19 protein-coding genes are annotated in these 20,840 nt (G+C 67.3%); 4 read left to right on the top strand and 15 right to left on the bottom strand.

Annotation, left to right across the window (positions count from 1 at the left end; translation table 11 throughout):
• Window positions 1-44: 44 nt before the first annotated feature.
• The gene (locus tag BJ960_RS11260; protein ID WP_185987346.1) at window positions 45-1,688 is read right to left on the bottom strand and encodes a solute symporter family protein; all 1,644 of its coding nucleotides are present in this window, start codon (window positions 1,686-1,688) and stop codon (window positions 45-47) included.
• Window positions 1,685-2,053, bottom strand: a complete 369-nt coding sequence (locus BJ960_RS11265) for a DUF485 domain-containing protein (protein ID WP_185987347.1) — start codon at window positions 2,051-2,053, stop codon at window positions 1,685-1,687. The genes BJ960_RS11260 and BJ960_RS11265 overlap by 4 nt, the downstream gene beginning before the upstream one ends.
• Before the next feature lie 158 nt (window positions 2,054-2,211).
• Between BJ960_RS11265 and BJ960_RS11270 the strand changes: the two genes are divergently transcribed.
• A complete protein-coding gene (locus tag BJ960_RS11270; RefSeq protein WP_185987348.1) occupies window positions 2,212-3,048 on the top strand; it encodes a LuxR C-terminal-related transcriptional regulator in 837 nt (278 codons plus the stop codon).
• Window positions 3,049-3,067: 19 nt separating this feature from the next.
• Here the strand turns inward: BJ960_RS11270 and BJ960_RS11275 are convergent, their stop codons facing one another.
• Complete coding sequence (locus BJ960_RS11275) at window positions 3,068-3,784, bottom strand: MazG nucleotide pyrophosphohydrolase domain-containing protein (protein ID WP_185987349.1); 717 nt, start codon at window positions 3,782-3,784, stop codon at window positions 3,068-3,070.
• Window positions 3,785-3,893: 109 nt separating this feature from the next.
• Between BJ960_RS11275 and BJ960_RS11280 the strand changes: the two genes are divergently transcribed.
• Entirely contained in the window at window positions 3,894-4,373 is a 480-nt protein-coding gene (locus BJ960_RS11280; protein ID WP_185987350.1) for a hypothetical protein, read from the top strand.
• Between the two features lie 9 nt (window positions 4,374-4,382).
• On the opposite strand, the gene mfd is transcribed toward BJ960_RS11280, so the two are convergent.
• The 9 genes from mfd to BJ960_RS11325 all read right to left on the bottom strand — a co-directional run bounded on the left by mfd (window position 4,383) and on the right by BJ960_RS11325 (window position 14,675).
• Window positions 4,383-8,105 carry a transcription-repair coupling factor gene (mfd, locus tag BJ960_RS11285; RefSeq protein ID WP_185987351.1) on the bottom strand — a complete coding sequence of 1,241 codons (3,723 nt, stop codon included), beginning with the start codon at window positions 8,103-8,105 and terminating at the stop codon, window positions 4,383-4,385.
• Window positions 8,102-8,689, bottom strand: a complete 588-nt coding sequence (gene pth, locus BJ960_RS11290; RefSeq protein WP_121073569.1) for an aminoacyl-tRNA hydrolase — start codon at window positions 8,687-8,689, stop codon at window positions 8,102-8,104. Before pth ends, mfd begins: the two co-directional genes overlap by 4 nt.
• 165 nt (window positions 8,690-8,854) lie before the next feature.
• A complete protein-coding gene (locus BJ960_RS11295) occupies window positions 8,855-9,448 on the bottom strand; it encodes a 50S ribosomal protein L25/general stress protein Ctc (protein WP_121073152.1) in 594 nt (197 codons plus the stop codon).
• 199 nt (window positions 9,449-9,647) lie between these two features.
• Window positions 9,648-11,231: an FAD-binding protein gene (locus tag BJ960_RS11300; RefSeq protein ID WP_185987352.1), complete on the bottom strand. Its 1,584-nt coding sequence runs from the start codon at window positions 11,229-11,231 to the stop codon at window positions 9,648-9,650.
• 88 nt (window positions 11,232-11,319) lie between these two features.
• Window positions 11,320-11,994: an NAD(P)H-binding protein gene (locus BJ960_RS11305; RefSeq protein WP_202229133.1), complete on the bottom strand. Its 675-nt coding sequence runs from the start codon at window positions 11,992-11,994 to the stop codon at window positions 11,320-11,322.
• 9 nt (window positions 11,995-12,003) lie between these two features.
• Window positions 12,004-12,498 carry an aminoacyl-tRNA deacylase gene (locus BJ960_RS11310; RefSeq protein WP_185987353.1) on the bottom strand — a complete coding sequence of 165 codons (495 nt, stop codon included), beginning with the start codon at window positions 12,496-12,498 and terminating at the stop codon, window positions 12,004-12,006.
• A gap of 87 nt (window positions 12,499-12,585) precedes the next feature.
• On the bottom strand, window positions 12,586-13,380 hold the full coding sequence (locus tag BJ960_RS11315) for an SDR family oxidoreductase (protein ID WP_121073155.1): 795 nt from the start codon (window positions 13,378-13,380) through the stop codon (window positions 12,586-12,588).
• Window positions 13,381-13,452: 72 nt separating this feature from the next.
• On the bottom strand, window positions 13,453-13,911 hold the full coding sequence (locus tag BJ960_RS11320; protein ID WP_185987354.1) for a MarR family winged helix-turn-helix transcriptional regulator: 459 nt from the start codon (window positions 13,909-13,911) through the stop codon (window positions 13,453-13,455).
• An 80-nt stretch (window positions 13,912-13,991) separates the two neighbouring features.
• Entirely contained in the window at window positions 13,992-14,675 is a 684-nt protein-coding gene (locus BJ960_RS11325) for a response regulator (RefSeq protein WP_185987355.1), read from the bottom strand.
• Window positions 14,676-14,891: 216 nt separating this feature from the next.
• Here BJ960_RS11325 and BJ960_RS11330 point away from each other — a divergent pair, with 216 nt between their 5' ends.
• Complete coding sequence (locus tag BJ960_RS11330; protein WP_185987356.1) at window positions 14,892-16,814, top strand: sensor histidine kinase; 1,923 nt, start codon at window positions 14,892-14,894, stop codon at window positions 16,812-16,814.
• 93 nt (window positions 16,815-16,907) lie between these two features.
• On the opposite strand, the gene hisD is transcribed toward BJ960_RS11330, so the two are convergent.
• The gene (gene hisD, locus BJ960_RS11335; protein WP_185987357.1) at window positions 16,908-18,230 is read right to left on the bottom strand and encodes a histidinol dehydrogenase; all 1,323 of its coding nucleotides are present in this window, start codon (window positions 18,228-18,230) and stop codon (window positions 16,908-16,910) included.
• 72 nt (window positions 18,231-18,302) lie between these two features.
• Between hisD and BJ960_RS11340 the strand changes: the two genes are divergently transcribed.
• Window positions 18,303-19,268 (top strand): LysR family transcriptional regulator, encoded by a 966-nt coding sequence (locus BJ960_RS11340; RefSeq protein WP_185987358.1) that lies wholly within the window; start codon window positions 18,303-18,305, stop codon window positions 19,266-19,268.
• Here BJ960_RS11340 and BJ960_RS11345 read toward each other — a convergent pair.
• Window positions 19,265-20,143: an amino acid ABC transporter ATP-binding protein gene (locus BJ960_RS11345; RefSeq protein WP_372430578.1), complete on the bottom strand. Its 879-nt coding sequence runs from the start codon at window positions 20,141-20,143 to the stop codon at window positions 19,265-19,267. The two genes, BJ960_RS11340 and BJ960_RS11345, sit on opposite strands and share 4 nt — an antisense overlap.
• Window positions 20,136-20,789, bottom strand: coding sequence for an amino acid ABC transporter permease (locus BJ960_RS11350; RefSeq protein WP_185987359.1), 654 nt, complete (start codon window positions 20,787-20,789; stop codon window positions 20,136-20,138). Before BJ960_RS11350 ends, BJ960_RS11345 begins: the two co-directional genes overlap by 8 nt.
• Window positions 20,790-20,840 lie beyond the last annotated feature (51 nt).

Below are 20,840 nucleotides of genomic sequence, written 5' to 3' on the forward strand. Positions count from 1 at the left end.
CGGGTCTCGGCTACGGGATCAGCGTCCGGGATCAGTGCCAGATATCAGTGCTGCACCGGCGGCTCTGCGCCGTAGCCAGTCAGCGCCCGTACCTCCATCTCGGCGGCGAGCGTCTTCGACTCGACAGTCTTATCGGTGACCGTGCCCAGCCACGCGAGGAAGAACCCGACGGGGATGGACACGATGCCCGGGTTGGCGAGCGGGAAGATCGCGAAGTCGATGTTCTCGCCAAGCATCGATGTCGGCGCGCCCGACATCACCGGCGACAGGATGATGAGCAGGACCGCGGTGCAGAGCCCACCGATCATCGACCATACGGCGCCACGCGTCGTGAACCGCTTCCAGAACAGCGAGAAGAGGATCGTCGGGAGGTTCGCGGACGCGGCAACGGCGAACGCGAGCGCAACGAGAAACGCGACGTTTTGCCCTTGAACGCCGATGCCGCCCACGATCGCGACCGCTCCGATCACGAGCGTCGTGATTCGCGCTACCTTGACCTCCTGCTTCGCGGTGACGTTGCCCTTCTTGATCACGCTCGAGTAGATGTCGTGCGCGAACGACGCCGACGCGGTGATCGTCAGCCCCGCGACCACGGCGAGGATCGTCGCGAACGCGACCGCCGAGATGAACCCGAGCAGCAGCGGGCCGCCGAGCTCAGCGGCGAGCAGCGGCGCGGCCGAGTTCACGCCGCCCGGCGCGGACTTGATGGTCTCCGGTCCGACGAACGCCGCCGCCCCGTACCCGAGCACGAGCGTGAACAGGTAGAAGATCCCGATGAGCCAGATCGCCCAGACCACCGACCGGCGCGCCTCGCGCGCCGTCGGCACCGTGTAGAAGCGCATGAGCACGTGCGGCAGCCCGGCGGTGCCGAGCACAAGCGCGAGCGCGAGCGACACGAAGTCGAGCGGCATCGCGCCGTACTGGATTCCGGGCGCGAGAATCGCGTCGCCGTGCGTGTTCTCGGGGTTGTTCACGGCAGCCTCAAGCACCGCGGCGAAGTTGAAGCCCTTGAGCGCGAGCACCCAGATCGTCATGGCTCCTGCGCCGAGGATGAGCAGCGCGGCCTTGATGATTTGCACCCACGTGGTGCCCTTCATGCCGCCGATGAGCACGTACAGAATCATCACGATGCCGACGACGGCGACGACGACGGATTGACCGATCTTGTCGTCGATGCCCAGCAGCAGCGACACGAGCCCGCCGGCGCCCGCCATCTGGGCGAGGAGGTAGAAGAACGTCACGGCGAGCGTCGTGAGCGCCGCGGCCATGCGCACGGGGCGCTGCTTCAGCCGGAACGACAGCACGTCAGCCATCGTGAACTTCGCCGTGTTGCGCATGAGCTCGGCGACGAGCAGCAGCGCGACGAGCCAGGCAACCAGGAACCCGATCGAGTAGAGGAACCCGTCGTAGCCGTTGATCGCGATCGCGCCGCAGATCCCGAGGAACGACGCGGCCGAGAGGTAGTCACCGGCGATCGCGAGGCCGTTCTGGCGCCCGGTGAAGGAGCGGCCGCCGGCGTAGAAGTCCGCGGCGGTCTTCGTGTTGCGGCTCGCACGAATCACGATCACCATCGTGACCGCGACGAAGGCGAGGAAGATTGCGATGTTCAGCGTCGGGTTCTGCTCGGCCGCATTCTCTGCCCGCACGAGCCCGGCCGAATGAATGGGCGACGACAATTTGGGGTTCATCGTTCGGCTCCTTCGGCGCCGCGGGCGCGGTCTTCGAGTTCGGCTCGGAGAGCCTCGGTACGGGGGTCAATGCGGCGGTTTGCGAACATGACGTAGGCGGTGGTGATCCCGAACGTGGTCACGAACTGGAGCAGTCCGAGCCACAGGCCAACGTTCATGCCGAGCAGCGGCTGTGCCATGAAATCGTGCGCGAATGCGCCAAGCAGCACGTACGCGAGGAACCAGGCGAGAAACGCCGCGGTGAGGGGGAACACGAACCGGCGGAGCGTGCGCTTGAGATCCTGAAACTCAGGACTCGCTTGAAACTCTTCGTAATCTATTGGCGAAACCTCAGTCTCAACCGGGGTGGGGTTTTCGTCGGACACCCGGGCCTCCTTGCCCTGTCTCAATGAACTCAGAGATAGACGACCTTCTTCCAACAGGAAGTTGATCGAAATTCCTCTGACAACCGCGACGCTGCGGCCTGCCCCCGATCGTAGAAATCATGGTAAGCATGTAGTACCCCCGAAAGTTGGGAGTGCCAATGGTGCCACCTGTAACCGTGACGAAGCAGCGTATCCTCCAGGACGCCGTGACGGAGTTTTCTCGCGCAACGGGCTTCACGCTCGCCTTCGGCGGCTACGAGGCTGACGGCGTCACGACGGTGACCGCGCTCTCAGGGACCGAGGGCGACAGCCTCCAGGGTCTCCGGGTCGCGAACTGGCGCGGCCTCGGCGGCAAGGCGATGATCGAGCTTCGCCCCCGGTTCACCCGCGATTACATGTCATCGCAGAGCATCAGCCACGACTACGACCTCGAGATCGGCGCCGAGCGCATCGTGATGCTCGTCGCTGTGCCGGTGATCGTCGACGGCGTCACGCGCGCGGTGCTCTACGGCGGCACGCGGGGTGACTCCTCCCCTGACGCGACGTTCATGCAGGCCGCGGCTGGCGTCAGCGAGGAGCTCGCCCGCGTCATCAGCGCCGAGGATCGCGCGCAGTCGCAGCTGCGGTTTCCGCCAGATCCGACCGAGCTGCCGGGAAGCGTGCTCGAGGAGCTCCGGAGCAGCCACGCCGAGATTCGCAGAATCGCGTCAGAGACGACCGACCCCGCGACGCGCGAACGGCTCACCGCGATCGAGCAGCGGCTCGCAGGGATTGGGCAGCCGACGGGTGTCGCAACGGAGATCCACCTCACGTCGCGCGAGATCGACGTGCTGTGCCAGGCGGCGCTCGGCGGCACAAACGCGAGCATCGGGCAGGCTCTTGGCATCGCCGAGAGCACCGTGAAGAGCTACCTGAAGACCGCGATGGGCAAGCTCGAGGCGCCCACCAGGCACGCAGCGGTCACTGCAGCCAGAAGCTTCGGACTGATCCCGTAGCCCACCAGGGCGCGGGCCGCTAGTCGGCCGTCACCCGCGCGGCGAGCCTGTCGCTCGCCAACCGCAGGGCGCGATCCGGATCGACGCCTGCCGCGTTCGCCCGGATCACGAGCGCGAGCATCGCGTCCCCGATCCCGACCTCGGCCATCGCCGCTTCCTCAGGGCCGATCGCGGCGGACAGCGGATCCTCGGCGGAGCGCTCCGCCGCGGCGGGGTCGACGAGTCCTGCCCGCTTGAGGCGTTCGACGACCTTCGCGGCACGCGCGAGCGACGGCATCCCAGCGGGCACGCCGTCGAGCGGGGCGCGCGATCCACGCTCCTCCCCCGCGGCGTCCTCCTTCAGTCGCTCCCACTCGGCGTTGAGCTCCTCGACCGACATGTAGCCGCGGTCGCCGAACACGTGCGGGTGGCGCGCGATGAGCTTCTCGTTGAGCCCGCGCGCGACAGTCTCAAGGTCATAGCCCTCCCCGTCGCGCTCGGCGAGTGCCGCGTGGAAGAGCACCTGGTAGAGCACGTCTCCCAGCTCGCCACGCACCTCGTCGGGCGGAAGCTCACGCTCGATAGCGTCGATGAGTTCGAACGTCTCCTCGATGAGAAACGGGGCAAGTGTCTCGTGCGTTTGGACGGCGTGCCACGCGCACCCGCCCTCGCCAACGAGGCGGCGCACCGTGTCCAGCACCTCCTGCACTGCGTCGTTCGTGGGGGTGGGTTTGGGTCTGTCAGCGCCAGCATCCATACGTTGAGCCTAACGGGTGCGCCACAAAGGATTCGGAGAGCGCGCGGCGCTGCGCCTCCCCGCGCGGAATCTCAGCAACGATCGCGCCGTCCCCGTTAGGCTCGCACGTATGCGCACCGTAACTCCGAAACTTCTTGTGGCCGTCGGCGCTTCGGCGCTCGCTCTCGCGCTCTCCGGGTGCGTGACGTTCTCGGCCGCGCTCCCTGGGTCGTCGTCGAGCGCTGGGTCGCCGAACCGGATCGGTCCGGAGGGGTGCGGCGTGAGCGATGAGAAGGTCGCGACGCTCGTCGACAATGTCGCCCGCGAGCTTGGCACCGTGCAAGAGTCCGCGCTCGCGGGCAACATCCCCGACCTCACGAGGCTCCTGACGCCGTTCCAGGACGACGTCGCGGGCCTCACCGAGGGCGTCACTGACCCCGAACTGCTCGCGGCGCTCACTGACGTGCAGGCGGGGTTCACCGGGTTCGCCGACATCCCGGCCCCACACAACGTGCTCGAAGCGGCCGGCTGGGTCCAGGAGTTCACCGCGCAGCTGCAGGAGCTCCGCGACAGCGGTGCAGCGCTCCAGGAGCTCTGCACCGCGCCGTAGCCGCGGTCGCTAGCGGGCCGCCGGTGGGGCCGCCGCCGGATCAGGATCGGGTTCGAGCAGCGTCGCCACCACCGTCGACGTCCACTTCACGATGTCGCCGTCGTCTGGCGTCGAGCGCTGTCCGACGCCCGCGAGTGGGCTCCGCGCGCTCGCGGTGCCGCCCGGGAGCGGGATCGTCAGCGTCTTCGTGGACTCCGTGTATTTGCCGCCCGGGTACATGCGCGTCATGCGCATCCGCCGGGAATCGAGCAGCGTGACGGGTTCGAGTCGGAGCGTCGGGCCGAGCGCGACGACCTTCGTGAGGCCAAGGATCGACGCTCGGCGACGCAGCGCCGAGACGGCGGCGAGGCGTGCGACCTCCGCCGGCGGCTCGCCGTAGCGGTCCGTGAGCTCTTCGAGCACGAGTTCGACGTTCTCGGCCGGCGCCTGCGGGTGCGAGGCCGCGGAGAACTTCTGGTAGGCCTCGAGCCTGAGCCGCTCGCTCTCGACGTAGTCCTCGGGGATATGCGCGTCGACGGGAAGCTCAAGAATGAGCTCGGTGGTCGTCTGCACGTCCTCACCCTTGAACGTGTTCACCGCCTCGCCGATCATGCGAAGGTAGAGGTCGAAGCCCACCCCGGCGATGTGGCCCGATTGCTCACCGCCGAGCAGGTTGCCCGCGCCGCGAAGTTCGAGGTCCTTCAGCGCGACCTGCATGCCCGAGCCCAGCTCGTTGTTCGCGGCAAGGGTCTCGAGCCGCTCGTTCGCGTGTTCGGTGAGGGGCTTGTCGGGGTCGTACAGGAAGTACGCGTATGCGCGCTCGCGGCTGCGCCCGACGCGGCCACGCAGCTGGTGGAGCTGGCTGAGGCCGTACTTGTCAGCCTGGTCGATGATGATCGTGTTCGCGTTGGCGATGTCGAGGCCGGTCTCGATGATCGTCGTCGAGACCAGCACATCGAACTTGCGCTCCCAGAAGTCCTGCACGACCTGCTCGAGCTGATGCTCGGACAGCTTGCCGTGGGCGACGGCCACACGCGCCTCGGGCACAAGCTCGGCGATCTTCGCCGCGGTGCGGCCAATCGAGCTCACCCGGTTGTGGACGAAGAACACCTGGCCCTCGCGGAGCAGCTCGCGGCGGATCGCCGCCGAGATCTGCCGGTCGCTGCGCGGCCCGACGAAGGTGAGGATCGGGTGCCGATCCTCCGGCGGTGTCGCGAGCGTCGACATCTCGCGGATGCCGGTGACGGCCATCTCGAGCGTGCGCGGGATCGGGGTCGCGCTCATCGCGAGGATGTCGACGCCCGTCTTCAGCTTCTTCAGGCTGTCCTTGTGTTCGACGCCGAAGCGCTGCTCCTCGTCGATGATGAGGAGGCCGAGATCCTTGTAGATCACGCTGTCGGCGAGGAGCCGGTGCGTGCCAATGACGACGTCGACGGTGCCGGCGGCGAGGCCCTCGAGCGTCTCCTTCGCCTCTTTGTCGGTCTGGAACCGGCTGAGCGCGCGCAGCTGCACTGGGAACCCAGCGAAGCGGTTCTGGAAGGTCTCGAAATGCTGGTTCGCGAGCAGCGTCGTTGGCACGAGCATCGCGACCTGCTTGCCGTCCTGGACAGCCTTGAACGCGGCCCGCACCGCGACCTCAGTCTTGCCGAACCCGACGTCACCGGCGAGCAGCCGGTCCATCGGCACGGGGCGCTCCATGTCGCGCTTCACCTCGTCGATGGTGGTGAGCTGGTCGAGCGTCTCGGCGTACGGGAATGCTTCCTCGAGCTCGCGCTGCCACGGGGTGTCCGTGGAGAACGCGTGACCGGGCGACGCCATGCGCGCCGAGTACAACTTCACGAGCTCGACGGCGATGTCGCGGACGGCCTTGCGGGCCTTCTTCTTCGCGTTCGACCAGTCGCTGCCGCCCATCTTCGAGAGCGCGGGCGCCTCGCCGCCAACGTAGCGCGAGAGCTGGTCGAGCTGATCGGTCGGCACGTAGAGCTTGTCCTTGGGCATGCCGCGCTTCGTCGAGGCGTACTCGATGACGAGGTACTCGCGCAGCGCCTTCCCGGCGTCGCGCCCGATGCCGGTGGGAACCATGCGCTGGGTGAGCTCGACGAACTGCCCGATGCCGTGCGTCTCGTGCACCACGTGGTCGCCGGCGACGAGCTTCAGCGGGTCGACGACGTTCTTGCCGCGTCGCCGAGCGAGCTTCTGCCCGGACTGCCCTTGGGAGGTGACGGTGCGCCCGAAGAATTCCGCCTCGGTCTCGAGCAGTAGCTTCGCTTCTTCGTTCTCGAACCCCTGCCAGGCGATACCGGTGACGAGGTAAATGACCCCCTGCTCGAGCTCGCCGGGGAGCTCGTCGACGATGCGCGCCGCGGCGCCGGTCTCTGAGAGCAGGTCGCGGGCGCGCTCAACGAGCCCGACGCCCTGGGCGGTGACGATCGCGCGCCACCCGTCCGCAAGCCTGCGGCTCAGGTGGACGAGCGCCTGGGCCGTCGCGTCGCTGTCCGTCGCCGACCGGCGAACCGGTCCGCCCTGCACCGTGATGATCGCGTCGTCGACGCCGTCGATCACGGTGAGGCCGCGCGGCTCGTCGCCGGTCTCGGCGTCCGCCGCACCGGCCAGGTCCTCGGCGTCGCGCACGAAGCCAGTCATGCTCCACCACGGGCGATCCTGGGACGCGCGTCGCAGCTCTGCGACAGTCAGCATGCCGCTGTCACCGGTGGGTACCGGCGTCTCCGCGCCGACGGTCGCGGCGTGCCAGGCCGCCTCGAGGAACTCACGGTTCGTCTCGGCGAGGCTCACCGCACGACCGGCGACCCGCTCGGGCGACACGACGAGCACGGCGCCGCCGTCGGGCAGCAGCCCAGTCAGTGGCGCGAGCCCTGGCACGAGCTGCGGCAGCAGACTCTCCATGCCCTCGACCGCGATCCCCTCGGTCATCTTCTCGAGCATCGTCGACAGTGCCGGGAACTTCGGCAGCAGCTCGGCGGCGCGGGCACGCACGTCGTCGGTGAGCAGCAGCTCGCGCGCCGGCCACAGTTCGAGAAGCTCGACGGGGTCGCCGGCGCTGCGCTGGTCGGACACCGAGAACCTGCGGATCTGATCGACCTCGTCGCCGAAGAAGTCGACGCGCATCGCCTGCTCGGCCGCGGGCGGGAAAACGTCGAGGATGCCGCCGCGCACGGCGAACTCGCCGCGCCTGGTCACCATGTCGACGCGCGTATATGCGAAATCAACGAGCTTGCGCGAGAGCGATTCGAGGCCGCTCTCTGCGCCGCCGATCCGCGGTTCCTCGCCAGCGCGGAGCACGACGGGCTCGGCGAGCGCGGCGTGTGGCGACACGGGCTGCAGCGCCGCGCGGACCGAGGCGACCATGACGAGCGGCCCGGCCTCGGACTGCGCTGAGTCGTCGCGGTAATCCCGGAGCATCCGCAGCGCCTCGGCGCGGCGCCCGACGGTCTCGGCGCTCGGGCTCAACCGCTCGTGCGGCAGCGTCTCCCAGGCCGGGAATTCGGTCGTGCGCGCCTCAGGGATGAGCGACGCAATCGCCTGGCGGATCGCGTCGGCCTCGCGGCTCGTCGCGGCAATGAGGAGGTACGCGCCCCGATCCCCTGACGCGCGGCGCCGCCGGATCAGGCCGGCGATGAGCGGCGCGCGCAGCCCGTCCGACACCGAGAATTCGGCGTCGGTGGCAGCGGCATCGAGGGCGCGCGCGAACGACGGTGCTCCCTCGAGCAACCCGTCAAGCCCACGGAGACTCATCGTGCGCCACCGTGGAATCGCTGCTGCGTGGCGGTGAGCCCGTCTGTGACGAGCATCTCGCTCGCGTCGGCCGCGTCTTCGAGCAGCACGGCGAGGGTGTCACGCTCACCCGAGGCGAACGGCTTGAGCACAAAGTCGGCGGGATCCTGCTGGCCGGGCGGGCGCCCGATCCCGATCCGTACGCGCAGGAACTCGGGGGTGCCGAGCGCCTTCGCGATGTCGCGGAGGCCGTTGTGGCCGCCGTGGCCGCCGCCTTGCTTCAGCTTCAGCGAATCGAACGGGAGGTCGAGCTCGTCGTGGAGCACGATCACGCGGTCGGGGTCGACGCCAAAGTACTTCGCGAGTGCCGACACGGGGCCGCCTGACGTGTTCATGTACCCGTTGGACTTCGCGAGGATCAGCTTCGGCCCGCCGGGCACGATGCGCCCCTCGGCGACGCGGGAGTTCGTCTTGTGGGGAGAGAACTTCGCCCCCATTCGCTCCGCGAGCACGTCGAGCGCCATCTGGCCGACATTGTGCCGCGTCGCTTCATACTTCGGCCCGGGGTTCCCGAGGCCCACGACCAGCCAACTATCACTCGCCACGGTCTCAACGTCCTTTTTCTTTCGCAGGCCAAACACCCTCTAAGCCTATGCGCCGTCGGGCCGCCGGGAGTGCGAAATTGCTCTCGGCTGAACGGATTCTCTGGACACACAAAACCCGCCGGGCGGTGAAGCACCGCCCGGCGGGTTGTGTGAAGCGTGTGAGAGTTACTCGGCAGCTGCCTCTTCGGCGCCCTCTGCTGCCTCATCGTCCGCAGCAGCGCCGCGGGGAACGACGACCTGCACGACGAGCTGCGCGGCGTCGTCGAGGAGCTCAGCGCCCTTGGGGAGCGTGAGGTCGCCGGCGAGCACCTGGGTGCCCTCTTCTGCGCCCTCGACGTCGACCTGGACCGACTCGGGGATCGCGGTGGCCGGAACGAGCAGGCGAAGCGTGTTGAGCTCCTGCAGCGCAACGGTGCCCGAGAACGAGGTGCCGGCGACGTGCACGGGAACCTCAGCCTCGACCTTCTCGCCCTTCTTGACGATGATCATGTCGACGTGCTCGATGATCTGACGTACGGGATCCTTCTGCACGTCCTTGACGAGCACGAGCTCCTGCTTGCCGTCGAGCGTGATCTCGACGAGCGGGTTCGCGTAGCGAACGATGAGGCTCAGCGGGTGGGTCTCGACGGTGACGTGCTTCGGGTCGGTGCCGTGGCCGTAGACGACCGCGGGGGTCTTGCCTGCAGCGCGGAGCTTGCGGGCTGCACCCTTGCCGAACTGCTCGCGGGTGGTTGCTTCGAGCTTGTTCTCAACGCTCATGATGATTCTCCTTGCGGGCTCTCGCCCCGTGTCGGGCGGGTTTCCCCGCCGGCGTGGTGTCTCGCACTTGTAACGTGCGACGCAGCGATGCCCCGTGAAGGGGAGGTCGTTCCGCGTCGATAACGGGCGCACGCGCCCCTCGCCGAAGTACAGCCACTTATCTTACACGATGTGCGGCCAGGTGTGAGCCTTTCCCTGTTCAGCCCGCCGGGGCGAGCGCCGCTGCAACGGTCCGTCCCGCGCGCCTGCCACTAAACAGGCAGTCGGCGAGCGACAGGCCTGACAAGTATGAGTTCGAGCAGATACCCACGGCAGAGCGACCAGCCGCAAGTAGGCCAGTGACTTCGCCCCCTCCTTCACGCAGCACCGCGCCGGTCTCCTCGTTCACGCGGAGGCCACCGAGTGTGAGCCCTGGGACCGGGTAGAACGGCGAACTGCCAACGGAGATGTCAATCGCGTAGAACGGCCCCCTCGCCACCGGAGTGGCAATGTCGGCGTGTTTGTGTGCGGGGTCACCCTCGCCAGAGATTCCCGAGTTGTACGCGTTGACGGTTGACTCGAGGCCCGCCACGCTCACTCCCGTCCTCCGGGCCAGGCTGGCTAGCGTCGCCGCGCGACGGTGGCCGAGCGTGAAGAGGAACAATGCTTGGAGTGCTTGAAATATTTGAGACTGCGCTCGTACTTGCGACTTCGCCGCGCGCCATTGGCTGGCGTCAAGCACCAATCGCCCTTTGCCCTCGTGGTTGCGGAGCAAGCTGTCTGAAAACGTCGCCCCATAAAGGTCCTCGTTCGCGATCCGCTTCCCGTCCATCCCAACAGCCACTCCGCCAAGCAGAGCACTCGGAGGTGTTAAGAACCGCCATGCGGTGAGACGATCCATTTTGCCTGTGCTGCCTCCAGCTTCCACGCCAAGCATGATGGCGCCGCCGTCATCTCCTGCCGTGCCGAGCGGGTTCACGTTGCGGTACGGCCCCGCGTGTCGGTCCATGAGCGCCGCGTTCATCACGAACCCCCCGCCAGATAGCAGGACCCGAGCCCCGGTCGCCTGGGCCCGCGTCGCACGACCACGCCACAAGCGCGCCGCTTGTCGGTCGAAAACCGCTCCCAGGGCAGGAGCAAAATTGCCGAGCTTGGCTCCCCGTCGCAGGATGCGGGCGTGCGCTGCTAAATCGGCAGGGTCGGTCAGCGCACCGTAGCGCGCGCCTACGACCGCCCCATCCTCCATGATGAGCTCGTCCACCCTGGCGGCGCGCACAACCTGAATGCTCCGCGACTCGACCGCACGCCTGAGTACACGGAAGAGAGCAGCCCCCGAACTCATGCCACGTGCCACTGTCCGGTGCCCCCGTGGGGCCGGGCGGGCGCGCTCACGGTAGGGCCACGCGTTCTCATTGCCTGAGTAGTAGAGGTAGTGCTTATCGCTGGGATAGGACGTCTTATACGGGGCCAACGATCCCTCGTAGCGCGCGCCAAGAGTCTCGAGCCATTCAAGCGTGCCGACGCTTTGCTCGCAGAAGCGACGCAACGTCGACTCGGAGACGGCATCGCCTACCTCTTGAGTGAGGTAGGCGAACATGTCCTCTGGGGTGTCATCGATTCCCGCAGCCCGCTGCTGCGCGGTCCCGCCACCGGCGTACACCACCCCGCCCGAGAGCGTGCTCGCGCCACCACCGTGTGCGCGGTCAAGGATCAGAACGCGGGCCCCCGCGTCAGCTGCTTCGATCGCAGCTGCCGCCCCGGCGGCCCCGAAACCCACCACAATGAGATCGTAGGGATGTCGCATATCCATCAGCTCCTTCGCTGTCTGATCGCAACCCCCGTGGCGGCCCAGTGTAGCAACGCCACCTGGCCTCGCGGCCAGCGAGCGTCCCCTACGACCCGAGATCTGCGACGGCCTGCTCGATGTCGGTGTCGCCGTCGAGCATGTCGAACGCGAAGCCGTCGAGATCGGGCCGGGCGACCACCGCGGCGAGCACGCGAGCGACGTTGTCACGGCTCACCGGGCCGCGGTCGAGCGTGGCACCGACGGTCACGCGACCGCTCCCGTGCTCGTCGGTCAGGGTTCCCGGACGGACGATCACCCAGCGAACTCCGCTCGCCTCGAGCGCGAGATCAGCCGCGTACTTCGCGCGCTGGTAGGCGGCGAAATCGACGCCCATGGAGGCCGGGGGCTCGATGGCGACGCCGATGTAGGAGATCTGCACGACCCGTGCGCCGAGCAATGCGGCCGCGGCCATCGTTGTGAGCGCTCCCTGATGGTCGACGGTCTCCTTGCGCTCAGGGCCGGATCCCGGACCGGCACCTGCCGCGAACACGAGGGTGTCTGCCGCGCCGAGCGCCCGCGCGAGTTCCTCGCCTGAGGAGTGCTCCAGGTCGAGCACCACGGGCTCACCACCGACACGCTCAACGTCGGCCGCGTGAGCGGGGTTTCGGATCACGCTGAGCACCCGGTGCCCCGCGGCGGTCAACAGTTTGGTTGCCCGGAGGGCGATCTTGCCATGTCCACCGATCATGCCGACGGTGATCATCTGGGAAGACTCGTTCACGATTGACTCCTATTCGGTTGCGGCGCTCGTGAGCTGCACGACGTCTGCGCCGTACGCCCGCGCGAGCTCGTCGGCGTGCACCAGCGCACCGACCCCCGGACTGCCGGCGCCAACGACAACGGTCTGCCCGCTCAGGCTCTCGTCAATGATGACGGGCCAGGCTGTGCTCGACCCGAGCGGCGTGATCGTGCCGCGCTTGTAGCCTGTCGCCGCGAAGGCCGCGTCCGCGTCGGGGAGCGAGAGCCGATTCACGCCGAGGTGGGCGCGCAGCTTGGCCCAGTTGAACTGCCCGTCGAGCGGCGTGAGCACGAACACGAAGCTGTCGCCGCGCTGCACGACGACGCTCTTGACGATCTGCGCGCCGCCGAAGTCAGCGTTGGTCGGTCGACCGGTGCCATCCCGCACGACGAAGTCGACCGCAAGGCCGCGCGCCGCGGCGTCCGACGCCGCCCGTGTCGTATCGGACAGTGCGTTTGCGTCGGGTGCTGGTGCTGCGTCTGTCATTGCGGTCTCGTTCCTTCCGGGGGTGTTTCCCAGTCGGTGAAACACCCCCGGGGAAGAAACTATTTCACCGGGCCAGCGGACCTCCGCTTAGTCGTTCCACGACCAGATATCGTCGCCGCGAAGCGTCGCGTCTGCGCCACCGTCGCAGTAGATGACCTGACCCGCCATGTGGGTGTTCTGCTCGTCGGTCAGCCAGATGAGCACGTCGGCGATCGACTGCGCGGGCTGGTGCGAGTTCAACGGCATCGGCACAGCCGAGTCGACCATCGCTCGGCCTTCCTCGGTGGCGAGGAGCTGCTCGGTCATCGGAGTAATGACGGTGCCGGGCGCGACGGCGTTAAGTGCGATGCCCGCGCCTGCCCACGTCGGGGTGACGGCTTCGCGTCGCACCCAGCGTGCGATGGCGCGCTTCGACGACGGGTAGACAAGGTAGCCGACCTCGGGCCCCTGAGCGACGACGGCGTCAGCGACGGCGAGGGTCTTCGCCTCGTCACCGGAGAGCGCAGCCTCGACCATCTCCTTCGAGTTGGGCTGCAGCGAGGCCATCGACGACACGACAGCGGCGCGGGGCGCCTTCGCGGCGGCGAGCGCAGGCTGGAGCGCTTCGAGGAGCTCGGTCACGCCGAAGTAGTTGATCGAGATCGTCTTCGAGATCGGCGCCGAGATGCCAGCGCAGGCGATGACGCCGTCGATGACGCCGCCGGCGAGTTCCGTCGCGCGGGCTGCCGCGTCGATCCGGCCGTCGTGGCTCGACAGGTCCGCCTCGACCTCGGCGTTCTTCAGGTCGATGCCGATCACGCGGTCTCCGCGGTCGCGCAGGGTCTGCGCAGTTGTGGCCCCGATGCCGGAAGCCGAACCAGTCACTACGTAGGTGCGGGTCATGGTGTTTCTCCTTCGGTTGCATGCGCTGCCCCGATCGGAGCGGCGCTGTGACGGCCACCGGGCCGTCGGCTTCTAGCCGTGGGTGTTCGGCCGAAGCAGTCGTACCGCGACGCCTGTCACGGTGCGGATCTCGGCTGCCGTTAACTCGGCCGTCGCCTCCTCGACCATGCGCACGCCGGCGGCGACGAGCCGCGCGTAGGCGCCCTCGCCCGCGTCGGTGAGCGAGAGCGTCACGGATCGGGCGTCGGTCGCGCTTGGCGCTTTCACGACGAGCCCGGCTGCGGCGAGCCGCGCGAGCGCTTTGCTCATGGTCGGCCGGCTGAGCCGCAACTCGTCTGCGAGTTCCGCTGGCCGCACCCCGGCCCCGTGTTGCCCGATGAGGTAGAGCGCGCGCACGTCGCCCTCGGCGATGTCGAGACCGGCTTCGGCGGCGATGCGCCCCTGGGTCACTGCGGCGGTCCAGTTCGACACCAGGCCGACGACGGCCGCCAGGAGGTCTGGTGCGGCGTTCTCAGGGCGTTCGGCTGGCATACTCCCAGCATACTCGTTTAGTTGCCTGCGGCAACTACTTTGCATCCGCGTAGCGCTCAGGGCGTAATTTCACAGCGAGCTCAGCCTCCGGCGGTGACGAGCCCCGACTCGTAGGCAGCGATAACGAGCTGCGTTCGATCCCGCAGCCCGAGCTTGCTCAGGAGTCGCGAGACGTGCGTCTTCACCGTCTGCTCAGACAGAAAGAGCTGGCCGGCGATCTCAGCATTCGTGTGGCCCGCCGCGACGAGCCGCATCACGTCGAGCTCCCGCTCGGTGACCTGCGACAGGCTCGCCGACGGCTTTCGTTCCGGCCGCGCAGCGTAGTCCGCGATGAGCCGGCGCGTCACTGATGGCGAGAGCAGCGCCTCCCCCGACGCGACGATCCTGACCGCCCCGATGAGATCCTCCGCGCTCGCATCCTTCAGCAGGAACCCGCTCGCCCCCGCGCGCAGCGCCGCGAACACGTACTCATCGGCGTCGAACGTCGTCAGCATGATGACGCGCGGGTGCGCGTCGCCCGGGGCAGTGAGTACGGCGCGCGTCGCGTCGAGTCCGTTCATACGCGGCATCCGGATGTCCATCAGGATCACGTCCGGTCGCGTCCGGCGAACCAACTCAGCGACTTCATCCCCGTCGGCCGCGTCGCCGACCACCGAAATATCGGGCTGCGCGCCGAGTAGCGCGCCAAACCCCTGCCGCACCATGGCTTGATCGTCGACAATCGCGACGCGGATTCCTGGGCGGTCAGATTCGGTGGTTGCCATAGGTCGATCCTATGCGCGCACCGCCCCCGCGGCCGCGCGCAGCCACGCCAGCCGGCGAACTTCACTCTCCCGGGTGAACTCGGGTGCTCCCGGATTCACTCGCCAGGGTGACGCGCAACGGGCGATGCGCCCTCTACAGTTGGCATCACCGGCACCACCTACGCCGGCAGATTGGCCTCACCGGCCGCTGGTCGGACGAGAGACAGGGAAACAACCATGGTGAACACAACAGCCCAGGCAACGCCGCACCGCTCGCGGACCGGCGCCTGGTCGGGCCTCTACAACCCGGCACTCGTAGCGCGCGACATCGGCTACGTGCTCCCGGGCTTCTTCGTGTCATTGTTTGCCTTCTCGCTGCTCGTGCCGCTCGCCTCACTCGGTGTGTCCACGCTCGTGATCTGGCTCGGCGCGCTCCTGCTTCCGGCGACGTTGCTCCTCGCAACGAAGTTCGCTGACCTCTCGCGGACGCGGGCCGCGTGGTGGGGCGCGACCGTTCCCGCTCCCGCCTACCGGGCGCACGGGCCGGGCGTCGGCGGGTTCATGCGCATCATGGCGGATGGCCGTAGGTGGCTCGACCTCGCGTTCGAGACGCTCGTCGCCTTCCCGGTCCGCGCAATCACCTTCTCGATCGGGATCACGTGGCTCTCGGCCGCGCTCGGCGGCACCACGTGGTTCCTCTGGTCCCCGTTCCTGCCCGAAAACGACAGCGTGTTCCCGGGCAACATGCTCGAGTGGCTCTCAAACGGCGCCATCACCCCCGAGGTCGCGTACAGCCGAGCGGCTGAGGGCGTCACCTACACGATCTTCGGCGCGGTTGCACTACTCCTCCTGCCGATTGTCATGCGGGCGCTCGCAACGTTCGATATCGCGCTCACCCGGGCCGGCCTCGGCGGGGACACGCTCGCGCACCAGACGGCCCCGCTGGCGGACGCTCCAGCCCCGGCGGGCCCGCAGGCGCCCGCGCTGACTTTCGCGTCGTTCGCCGGATGGTCTTGGATCCTGATCGGATTCGCCGCCGTCGCAACGATCGCGGTGTCCTGGCCCCTCCTCGTGACGCTCTACGACGTCCACCCCGCGATCGCGATGGTGCTCGCAGCCGCCGAAGCGGCGGCCGTGGCGCTCGCGCTGCGCATTCCCGCCGCTGCGATCGCGCTCGGCACCATCACCCCCGCCGCGACCGCGCTCATCACCGCCGCACCGGTCGCGACCCCGTGGCCCTGGCCGGTGACGATGCTCATCGTGCAGGCGCTGCTCGCGTTCATCATCGGGCTGCGGCACGACTGGCGCTGGGTGCTCGCGGCGCTCGCGCTCCCCCAGCTCGCGGTAATCGCGGCCGTCGCCATGTCAGGAGCCGGGTTCACCGCCGGCGCGATCACAAGCCTCGTCATCTGCAGCTCGGTGGCGCTCGGGCTCGGGCTTGGTGGAATCGTCGCGCAGACCGTGTTTGCGAACCGGGGCGCACTGCAGGCCGAACGCCAGCACAGCGCCGAGCTTGACGCGAAGCAGCGCGAACTCTCCGAGCGCAACCTCGTCGCGCGCGAGCTCCACGACGTCGTCGCCCACAGCATGTCGGTCGTGAGCATCCAGGCGAACACCGCGAAGTATCGGATTCCAGGACTCGGGGACGAGGCCGAAGCCGAGTTCGCCGCGATCGCGCAGTCCTCGCGCCAGGCGCTCTCGGAGATGCGGGGGCTCCTCGCCACCCTGCGCGACAGCGACGGCACGGCTCCCCTCGCACCCCAGCCGACGCTCTCGGACCTGCCGACGCTCATCGAAGGCAGCCGCAACTCGGGGGCCGAGATCAGCTTCTCTGAAAGCGGCGGCGCGACCACCGAACCAGTGCTGTCAGCCACGGGCCTCACTGTCTACCGGGTCGTGCAGGAGAGCCTCGCGAACGCCATGCGGCACGCCCCCGGCTCGGCCATCGACGTGACTGTCACGCTCGGCGACGACGAGATCACCGTCGACGTCGTGAACGGCCCCGCGCCCGCCGACGCGCCGCCGGCTCCCGGCTCCGGGCTGGGGCTCGCGGGGCTACGCGAACGGGTGACCGCGCTCGGCGGCAGCGTCACCGCTGGCCCCACCGCCGGCGACGCATCGGGGCAGGGCTTCGCGGTCCACGCGACGCTCCCCCGGTAGGACGACGCGAATGCCCCGCACCCCACGTGACTGGGGTGCGGGGCATTCGCGTGCCGCCGTGCGCGGCCGGCGCTGCGCGGCAGCGCTGCGCGGTTAGGCGACGCCGTTGAAGCGATCCAGCCGCATCTGGGCAGTCGCCTCGTGCGCCGTCATGCCCTCGGAGGCCGAGATCGTGATCGTCGCGGGCGCGACCGTGGGGGTCGCTTCACGCTCAACGCGCTGGTACGTCAGCGGCTTCAGGTACCGCGATACCGAGAGGCCGGCGCTGTGCTTCGCGCCGCCAGCGGTCGGCAGCGTGTGGTTCGTGCCCGCCATACCCTTGTCAGAGTACGCAACGGTGCTCCACTCGCCAACGAAAATGGAGCCGTAGTTGCGCAGGCTCTCGTGGTACCACTGATCGTCACCCGTGATGACCTCCAGATGCTCAGGAGCGAGATCGTCCATGAGTGCGGCAGCAACCTCTCGGCTGTCAGCAACAGTCACAGAACCGTAGTCGCGCCACGCGGGACCGCAGATCTCAGCCGTCGAGAGGGTGGTCAGCTGCCGCTCGACGGCTGCCATGACGGCCCGGCCGTGCGCCTCATCAGTGGTGACGAGGGCAGCCGGAGAATTCGGCCCGTGCTCTGCCTGACCGAGCAGATCGGCTGCGACGATCTCAGGGTCCGCAGTCTCATCGGAGATCACTGCGACTTCCGACGGGCCCGCAAGCAGGTCGATCGCGACTCTGCCGAAGAGCTGGCGCTTCGCCTCAGCGACGAACGCGTTGCCTGCCCCGACGAGCATGTCTGCGGGAAGCTCGTCGATCAGGCCGAACGCCATTGCGGCGAGCGCCTGAACGCCACCGAGCATAAATACCCTGTCAACTCCCGAGACGTGCGCGGTGTACAGCACGGCGTCGTTTGCTTGCCCGTTTGGCTGCGGCGGGGTGCACGCGACGACGTGGGGCACGCCGGCTGCCTTTGCAACGCCGACGGTCATGAACGCACTTGCGGTGAGCGGGAAGCGCCCAGCGGGCATGTACGCACCCACCCGGCCGACCGGAATGTAGCGCACACCGGTATGCAGCCCGGGCGCGAGCTCGACGTCGAAGTCCACGTGCCCTTCACGCTGACGGCGCGCAAAGGCCTGAGTGCGCTCGGCGCCAAGCTCGATTGCCTCTCGAAGTTCCGGGGCGATGCGGTCGCCACTGCTCGCGATGGTCTCGCGTGAGATCTCAAACTCGCCGCCCTCCCAGCGATCAAGCTTGCGCGCGTAGTCGCGGACGGCGTCGAGGCCGCGCTTCTCGATGTCCAGAAGCATCGCGGACACGGTTTCAACGACCTGGGGATCGCGCTGCGCTGCGGGAACATCGAGTGGGGTCTTCAGCCGGGTAAAACGGCCGTCGTATTTGGTCAGGATTGGAGTGGTGAACTTCATAGTTCCGATCGTAAAAACGACCGAGAAACAATACAACGGGGCAGTGAACTAGAGATCGCATAGGGTTAGGCTATGACTATCACGCAGCTTCGGGCGTTTGTGTACGCCGCCGAGCACGGCTCCTTCACCAGTGCGGCGAGCCGTCTCGGGGTCTCCCAGCCCACTATCTCTGCACTTATCCGGAAGCTTGAGGAGCATCACGAGCTACCCCTCTTCATTCGAACGGGGCGCAAGCTTGCCCTCACCGCGGCAGGGAGTGAGCTGCTGGGGTGGGCGCGACAGATCGTGGAAACGGCCGAGCTCGCCGATGAAGCGCTTGTCGAGCTTCGCGGGATCCAGCGCGGATCCATCTCGCTGGGCGTGCTTCGCAACGCAAACTTCTATTTCCTCCCCGATATGGTCGAGCGCTTTCATCGGCGCCGCCCGAACGTCAACCTCCGTCTCTTCGGCCAGAACTCGTTCGAGGTCGTCGAGGGTGTGCGCAACGGCCAGCTGGAGGCAGGCATCGTGGTACTCCCCGTTCCCGACGAGGAGCTCGAGGTGTTTCCGCTCGTGCAGGACGAGGTACTGTGGGCCTCAATCCACCCCGAGCGCGTCGCCGCGCCGGTAAGCATCGAACAGATCGTGTCGAATCCCGTCGTCCTCTACGACGCGAGCTACAGCTGGAATGACCCGACGCGTCGGCAGTTGAGTGAGCGGGCACAGGAACGAGGGCTGCGGCTTCAACCACGCCTCGAAGTCGAGTACCTGGAGGCCGCGCTCGAGCTTGTAAAGCGAGGTCTCGGAGACACCATGGTGTCGAGAGCGGTCACGCAGAACGTGAACTTTCCTCCGGAGATTCACGTGGCGTCGTTCGAGACGCCCTTATACGACACGATCGCGGTCATTCGACGCCGGAACAGCGTCTACTCCCCCGCGATCCGCGAGCTCATCGACATTGTGAACGACATCCTGAAGGAACGCGCGTACGGCAACGGCCGCCCTGGCCGAACGAATCTCGTCCAGGGCGGCCGCGAAGGCGAAGACGAGCGCGCTTAGTCGTCGTCGAGCTCAGGGAACACGGTGACAGCTTCTGTCTCCGGCGTGTCAAGGATGCCTGACCTGCGAAGCAGCGCTCGGGTGCGGGAATGCTTCGGATCTCCGAAAACATCCTCTGGCGGGCCTTGCTCGACGATCTGGCCCCCGTCCATGACCACAATCCGGTCGCCAATCTCGCGAGCAAACTGCATCTCGTGGGTCACGATCACCATCGTCGTTCCCGACGCGGCAATGTTCTTGATCACCGCGAGGACCTCGCCGACCAGTTCGGGGTCGAGCGCCGACGTCGGCTCATCGAACAGCATGACGTTCGGCTCCATCGCCATGGCACGGGCGATGGCGACGCGCTGCTTCTGCCCGCCGGACAGGCGAGACGGGTAGTTCTCCATCCGATCGGCCAGTCCGACCCGCTCAAGTGCAGGTTCGGCAAGGGCCCTCGCCTGCTGCCGTGACAACTTCTTCACGTGCATGAGCGGCGCCATCACGTTTTCGAGCGCGGTCTTGTTCATGAACAGGTTGAAGTGCTGGAACACCATGCCGATGTCCGTACGCTTGCGAGCAGTCTCTTTGGCTGACTCCGCGACGAGGCCCGCCCCGCTTTCGCGGTAGCCCACCAGGTGGTCGTTCACGAGAATCTTCCCGCTATCAATCACCTCAAGCTTGTTGATGCAGCGCAACAGCGTGGACTTGCCGGACCCACTCGAGCCGATCAGCACAACAGTCTCGCCAGGCAGCACGTCGAGGTCGACGCCCTTGAGCACTTCAAGGGTTCTGCGAGTGTCTTTGCCCCCGACGATGCGCTTCCAAAAACTCGGCTTCTCGCCGATGAGGAAGCTCTTGTACACGTCCTGAATCTGGATCACTGGGTTACGCACGGCTTCTCACCTTCTTCTCCAACACAATCACGAGCCGCGAGAGCGGCAAGGACAGTGCGAGGTACAGGACCGCGGCTGCGGTGTAGATCTCGACGGTCTGGAACGTCTGGGAATTCAAGGTGTTCGCAGTCTTCAGGATCTCGGAAACAGCGATGACCGAGGTCAACGCGGTGTCCTTCACCATGGCGATGAAGTAGTTGCCGATCGGGCCAAGCGCAACCTTGAACGACTGGGGAATCACGATGCGCCAGAGCGCCTTCGTCGGCGTGTACCCCAGCGAAAGTGCGGCCTCCGTCTGACCACTGTCGATTGCAAGAATCGAGGTCCTGTACACCTCTGAGAGATACGCAGCGTAGTTCAGCCCCAGGCCGATGATTCCTGCGGCGATTGGGTCGAGCTGCACCCCAACGACCGGAAGCACGAAGTAGATGTAGACGAGCTGTACGAGCAGCGGCGTGCCACGGAGCACTTCAACATAGACCACAGCGATGCCGCGCAGAATGCGGCTCGATGAGAGGCGGGCAAGCGCGATGAGCAAACCAAGCACCAAGGCAAGAACCATCGCGCCGAGCGCGAGCTGCGCGACGATCGGCACCGCCTTGATGAGCTTCGGCATCACACCGATCACGTTTTCAATGAATTCCAAGACTTCTCCTCAAACGGGGATAGTGGAGCACGGGACGTGCTCCACTATCGA

Origin of the sequence: Leucobacter aridicollis, from assembly GCF_013409595.1 — a bacterium.
GTDB classification, from domain to species: domain Bacteria; phylum Actinomycetota; class Actinomycetes; order Actinomycetales; family Microbacteriaceae; genus Leucobacter; species Leucobacter aridicollis.

What these genes read in the sequence shown, in the direction of transcription:
- BJ960_RS11325 (WP_185987355.1), bottom strand. Translation starts at nt 14,675, where the DNA reads ATGGCAACCACCGAATCTGACCGCCCAGGAATCCGCGTCGCGATTGTC.
- BJ960_RS11330 (WP_185987356.1), top strand. Translation starts at nt 14,892, where the DNA reads ATGGTGAACACAACAGCCCAGGCAACGCCGCACCGCTCGCGGACCGGC.
- BJ960_RS11270 (WP_185987348.1), top strand. Translation starts at nt 2,212, where the DNA reads ATGGTGCCACCTGTAACCGTGACGAAGCAGCGTATCCTCCAGGACGCC.
- BJ960_RS11320 (WP_185987354.1), bottom strand. Translation starts at nt 13,911, where the DNA reads ATGCCAGCCGAACGCCCTGAGAACGCCGCACCAGACCTCCTGGCGGCC.
- BJ960_RS11300 (WP_185987352.1), bottom strand. Translation starts at nt 11,231, where the DNA reads ATGCGACATCCCTACGATCTCATTGTGGTGGGTTTCGGGGCCGCCGGG.
- BJ960_RS11310 (WP_185987353.1), bottom strand. Translation starts at nt 12,498, where the DNA reads ATGACAGACGCAGCACCAGCACCCGACGCAAACGCACTGTCCGATACG.
- mfd (WP_185987351.1), bottom strand. Translation starts at nt 8,105, where the DNA reads ATGAGTCTCCGTGGGCTTGACGGGTTGCTCGAGGGAGCACCGTCGTTC.
- BJ960_RS11260 (WP_185987346.1), bottom strand. Translation starts at nt 1,688, where the DNA reads ATGAACCCCAAATTGTCGTCGCCCATTCATTCGGCCGGGCTCGTGCGG.
- hisD (WP_185987357.1), bottom strand. Translation starts at nt 18,230, where the DNA reads ATGAAGTTCACCACTCCAATCCTGACCAAATACGACGGCCGTTTTACC.
- BJ960_RS11295 (WP_121073152.1), bottom strand. Translation starts at nt 9,448, where the DNA reads ATGAGCGTTGAGAACAAGCTCGAAGCAACCACCCGCGAGCAGTTCGGC.
- BJ960_RS11280 (WP_185987350.1), top strand. Translation starts at nt 3,894, where the DNA reads ATGCGCACCGTAACTCCGAAACTTCTTGTGGCCGTCGGCGCTTCGGCG.
- BJ960_RS11315 (WP_121073155.1), bottom strand. Translation starts at nt 13,380, where the DNA reads ATGACCCGCACCTACGTAGTGACTGGTTCGGCTTCCGGCATCGGGGCC.
- BJ960_RS11275 (WP_185987349.1), bottom strand. Translation starts at nt 3,784, where the DNA reads ATGGATGCTGGCGCTGACAGACCCAAACCCACCCCCACGAACGACGCA.
- BJ960_RS11340 (WP_185987358.1), top strand. Translation starts at nt 18,303, where the DNA reads ATGACTATCACGCAGCTTCGGGCGTTTGTGTACGCCGCCGAGCACGGC.